Genomic DNA, 4,518 nt, shown 5'->3' with positions numbered 1-4,518 from the left:
GCCTCGGGTCCGAAATGCTCGACCAGCAGATCGGCGGTGTGCGCGACCTGCCACACCCGCGCGGCCATCGGCAGCCGGATGCCCTGCACGCGACCGGGATTGCCCTTGCCGTCGAACCGTTCGAAGACGGCGTCCAGCGCCGCACTCACCGATTCGGGCAGCCCGAGCTGGAGGGCGACCGACCGCGCGACCTCGCAACTGGCGTTCTCGTGCGCTTCGATCACCGTGGGGGCCTTGGCCAGGAACCCGAGCAGGCGATCCGGTCGCGGGCCGGTGACGGTGAGCGCACGCCGCAGCACCTGACGCAGATCGCGCGCATCCGCGTCCGCGAACGCGGCACTGACGGCGAGTTCGTCCCCGAGCGCGGCCGCCATCTCCGAGGCCGTCGCCGTGCAGCCGACGAAGCGCAACAACGCCACCCAGTACAGCGCCTCACGATCGGCGGCGGGCAGGTTCACGAGATCGGCGACCCGCGTCGTCAGCGCGCACGAGCGCAGCGCCTGCCCTTCGCCCAAGCCTTTGCCCAGGTCGCTGACGAGGGAAAGGCCCGCCACGATCTCGGCCAGCCGAAACGCCATCGATCCCTCCATGCTGATCGTCGCTGCGGGGGAGTTCAGCCTCGCACAACACCGCCGGTCTCGGGTGATCGCGGGCCCGGCCGCGGATCGCCGCCGACCCGGCCCTCTCAACCTCGCGATCCGATACGTCGAACCCTGCGGTGATGAGGTTTCCGGTTACGATTCCGCAACTCTCGAGAGGTGTTCCGGCAGTGGGATATTCGAGTGTTTCGAGTACTCGGCGGGTGGGAATTGTGGGCGCCGGTGGGGGTGTGTGAGTTGACGGTCAGGGGTAGCGGGCGTAGTGCTGGAATGTATGGACCTAGCGAAAAGCGCCGGTCCGCGCGGGGTTTTGGTGCCGCTTGCGATTGCACAGTTCATCTGCAGCTTCGCCGGGTCGAATTTGAACGTGATGATCAACGACATCAGCGCTGACCTGAATACCAGCGTTCAGGGGATTCAAGTCGCGATTACCATCTTTCTGCTGGTCATGGCCGCGCTGATGATTCCGGGCGGCAAATTGACCGAACGGTACGGCAGTAAGCGATGTTTCGTGGTCGGGTTGAGTGTTTATGGTGTCGGCGCGGTTGTCAGCGCGGTCGCGCCGTCGCTCGGTGTGCTCATTCTGGGCAATTCGATTCTGGAGGGAATCGGTACGGCGCTGCTGATTCCGCCGGTCTATATCCTCACCACATTGCTGTTCACCGAGGCCGGTGCGCGGGCCAGGGCGTTCGGGACGATCATGGCGATGGGGGGAGTCGGCGCGGCGGCGGGACCGCTGATCGGAGGATTCATCGCTTTCGCGATCAGCTGGCGGGCGGCGTTCGTATTCCAGGCGCTCGTCGTCGCCGCGATTCTGCTGTCGGCCCGCCTGATTCACGATCCACTGCCCGGGGACCGTACGCGGGAATTCGATCTCGGCGGCGCGGCGCGCTCGGCCACCGGGTTGATTCTGCTGGTCGCGGGCATCCTCGTCGCGGACGACAACCTATGGTGGACGGTGCTGCTGACCGGGCTCGGCGCGGCGGTCCTCGCATGGTTCTTCGTCGCCGCGCGGGCAAGGCAGCGGCGGGGACTCGAACCTCTCCTGGCGCCGGGCATATTCGCCGATCGCACCGCGAATCTGGGGTTGGTCACCCAGCATCTGCAATGGCTCGTTCTGATGGGCACCTCGTTCGTGGTCGCGACGTACCTCCAGGTCGTCCGCGGCTACAACGCGATTCAGACGGGTGTCATCTTCACCGCGGCCACCCTCGGGATCCTGCTCACCTCGCTGTCGGCCCGCCGGCTGTCCCGTCGCCACACCCGGCGCACCCTGATCGTGGCTGGTTTCGCGGTGACGGCAGCGGGCATCGTGGTGCTGCTGGCGCTGGCCGGAAGTTCGCTCAGCCCTTGGGCTTTCACGCCCGGACTGCTCTTGATCGGCCTCGGTCTCGGCGTCATGCTGACACCGTCGGTCGACGTGGTGCAGTCCAGCTTCGGCCAGGACCGGCAGGGCGAGATCTCCGGCCTGTCCCGCAGCATCTCGAACCTGGGCTCCTCCGTCGGCACCGCGGTCGTGGGCACGATCCTCGTCATCGGCCCCTCCGCCCACGCCTACGCCACCGCGATGACCGTGCTCGCCGCCGTCGCCCTGGCGGGCCTGGCCTGCGCCGGACTCCTGCCGAACGAACCCGCGTGAGTGGTCAGCGGGGATGGTCGACGGCCCAGGCGCAGATGGCGGCCAGGGGCGTCTCGAGGGACTTGCCGAGCTCGGTGAGCGAGTACTCGATGTGCTGCGGGGCGGTCTGCTTGTAGACGTGGCGTTCGACGAGGCCGTCGGATTCCATGCCGCGCAGAGTTTCGGTGAGGACCTTCTGCGTGATGCCGGGCAGGCGAGTTCGCAGCCGGGCGGGGCGTTGCGGGCCGTCGAGCAGCGCGTAGATCAGCAGGATCCGCCATTTGGCGGCCAGCCGTTCCAGGGCCTGGCGGGTCGTGCAGGATTCCTCGAGGACATCCGGGATGACCAGCGACATCTCGCCTCCGTTCGGAAGGGCACCGCGAAGTGCCTTCTGTCGGTGGCGGCGATGCGCGCCTACCGTCATCTTCACCGTAATCGGACGACATCGAGACGAGAGCAACGAGATGACAGTCAGCACAGTGCCGTTCACCTTCACCAGCGCCGGTGACCGGTTGGTGGGGAATCTGTTCCTGCCGGAGGGCGAGCCGTTGGGCGTGGTGGTCACGACCGGACCGCTGACCTCGGTCAAGGAGCAGGCGGCGGGCGTGTACGCACAGGCGCTGGCGCGGCGCGGGTTCGCGGCGCTGGCCTTCGACCACCGGACCTTCGGCGAAAGCGAGGGTGAGCCACGGCAATTGGAGGATCCGCTGGGCAAGGCCGCCGATATCGGCGCGGCCGTCACCGCCCTACAGGCCGATGAGCGGCTGGCCGGGAAGCCGGTGTTCGCGGTCGGCGTGTGCGCGGGCGGCGGATACATGGCCCGTGCGGTCGCCGACGACCCGCGCATCCGCGCCTTCGCCGGTGTCGCGGGGGTCTATCCCGACGCGGCGGCCAACCCGGCGGATCCGGCGGTGGTCGAGCGCGGCCGCCTGGCGCGCGAACGCCGTCTCGCGACCGGCGAGGTCGAAACCATCCCGGCCGTGGCGGCCGACAACGGCGATGTGGCCATGCCCCTGACCGAGGCATTCGAGTACTACGGCACCCCACGCGGCGCGGTGCCCAACTACACGAACGGTTTCGCGGTCGAATCCTATGAGCACACCCCGGGTTTCGACGCCCAGGAGGCGGCCGCGCGACTGTCGGTTCCGTTCCTGCTCGTGCATTCCGAGCACGCCCTGGTGCCGCCGTGGGCGCGCAAGTTCTACGGGGCGGTGACCACGGACAAGTCGGAGCTGTGGCTGGAATCGGTCGGACAGATCGACTTCTACGACGATCCCCGCCTGATCGAGCCCGCCGCCGATGCCGCCGCGGCCCTGTTCCGCAGCGAGTCCATCACCACGGCTCGCAATGCTCCGACCGACTAGGTGCGCACGACTTCGTAGCGGGCGGCGGCGAATTCGCCGTTCGGGGCGAGTTCGGTGAGTTTGAGTTCCAGTCGGCGGGGGAGGAGCGGCGCGCCCGCGCCGAGGGTGACCGGTGCGATGGACACCACCACCTCGTCGAGCAGTTTGTGATCGGCGAACTGCCCGGCCAGGTCGCCGCCGCCGACGATCCAGATGTCCTTGCCCGCCGCCGCTTCCGCCATCTGCTTGTGCACGACCTCCACCGGGTCCTGGATGAAACGGATGTCCGCGCCGTCGTCGCGGACCGGGAAGACACGATGGGTGAACACCCAGGCGGGAATGTTGTAGGGCCACGGGTCTTCCGGGGCGTTGTCGAGCAGCCACTGATAGGTGCTCGAACCCATGGCCAGTGCGCCGATGTTCGCGATGAAGGGGTTGTAGCCCATCGGTCCGTCGGCATCGTTGTCGCGGGTCACCAGCCAGTCCAGCGAGTGATCGGCGGTGGCGATGAACCCGTCGAGCGAAGTGCCGGTGTAGTACACGGTGCGGGTCATGGGTCAGCCTCTCTTGCGGAGCCAGAGAATGGGATCTCCGCTGTCGATTTCGGTGGTGTGGTCGGGTAGTTCGGTGCGCAGCCAGCCGCGCGCCAGCTGCCTGCGGTGTGCCGCGAAGGTGAGCACGTGCGCGATCACGCTGCCGAGCACGAAGCTCTCGGGCGGTTCGCACAGTGCGTCGATGAGGGTGTCGCCCCAGCCGCCGCGCCGGTCGATCTCGCGGATCGCGCTCAGCCAGCGCGGCGCCAGCTCGTCGAGCTGCCGCAGCAGCGTGGCGGGATCGTCGCCGTACGGCGCGGGCGTGTCGATCCCGTCGAGGCACGCCAGCCACACCTCCTTCGACCACACCACGTGATGCAGTGCCGCCGCGATGGAGTCGTCCGGGCCGTCCCACTCCAGCACCG

5 protein-coding genes and 1 pseudogene are annotated in these 4,518 nt (G+C 68.1%); 2 read left to right on the top strand and 4 right to left on the bottom strand.

Going from position 1 to position 4,518, the window contains the following annotated elements:
- Positions 1 to 578, bottom strand: a pseudogene (locus tag ACWELQ_RS38965) (hypothetical protein); the annotation flags it as partial.
- Between the two features lie 391 nt (positions 579 to 969).
- Between ACWELQ_RS38965 and ACWELQ_RS38960 the strand changes: the two are divergent.
- The gene (locus ACWELQ_RS38960) at positions 970 to 2,238 is read left to right on the top strand and encodes an MFS transporter (protein ID WP_452402022.1); all 1,269 of its coding nucleotides are present in this window, start codon (positions 970 to 972) and stop codon (positions 2,236 to 2,238) included.
- Positions 2,239 to 2,242: 4 nt separating this feature from the next.
- Here ACWELQ_RS38960 and ACWELQ_RS38955 read toward each other — a convergent pair whose 3' ends face one another.
- Positions 2,243 to 2,572, bottom strand: a complete 330-nt coding sequence (locus tag ACWELQ_RS38955) for a winged helix-turn-helix transcriptional regulator (RefSeq protein ID WP_452402021.1) — start codon at positions 2,570 to 2,572, stop codon at positions 2,243 to 2,245.
- Between the two features lie 109 nt (positions 2,573 to 2,681).
- Here ACWELQ_RS38955 and ACWELQ_RS38950 point away from each other — a divergent pair, with 109 nt between their 5' ends.
- Positions 2,682 to 3,581, top strand: a complete 900-nt coding sequence (locus ACWELQ_RS38950) for an alpha/beta hydrolase (protein WP_452402020.1) — start codon at positions 2,682 to 2,684, stop codon at positions 3,579 to 3,581.
- Here ACWELQ_RS38950 and ACWELQ_RS38945 read toward each other — a convergent pair.
- Together ACWELQ_RS38945 and ACWELQ_RS38940 are read right to left on the bottom strand one after the other, a co-directional pair.
- Entirely contained in the window at positions 3,578 to 4,114 is a 537-nt protein-coding gene (locus ACWELQ_RS38945; protein ID WP_452402019.1) for a dihydrofolate reductase family protein, read from the bottom strand. The genes ACWELQ_RS38950 and ACWELQ_RS38945 overlap by 4 nt on opposite strands.
- Positions 4,115 to 4,117: 3 nt before the next feature.
- The coding region (locus tag ACWELQ_RS38940) for a DinB family protein (RefSeq protein WP_452402018.1) at positions 4,118 to 4,518 on the bottom strand (401 nt) is incomplete at its 5' end.

The organism is Nocardia sp. NPDC004722 (genome assembly GCF_053601505.1).
Note: the sequence above shows the minus strand (reverse complement) of the source record. Positions and strands in the feature narration are given on the sequence as shown.

Coding starts and splice junctions, on each gene's coding strand:
- ACWELQ_RS38960 (WP_452402022.1), top strand. CDS start 970: ATGATCAACGACATCAGCGCTGACCTGAATACCAGCGTTCAGGGGATT.
- ACWELQ_RS38955 (WP_452402021.1), bottom strand. CDS start 2,572: ATGTCGCTGGTCATCCCGGATGTCCTCGAGGAATCCTGCACGACCCGC.
- ACWELQ_RS38950 (WP_452402020.1), top strand. CDS start 2,682: ATGACAGTCAGCACAGTGCCGTTCACCTTCACCAGCGCCGGTGACCGG.
- ACWELQ_RS38945 (WP_452402019.1), bottom strand. CDS start 4,114: ATGACCCGCACCGTGTACTACACCGGCACTTCGCTCGACGGGTTCATC.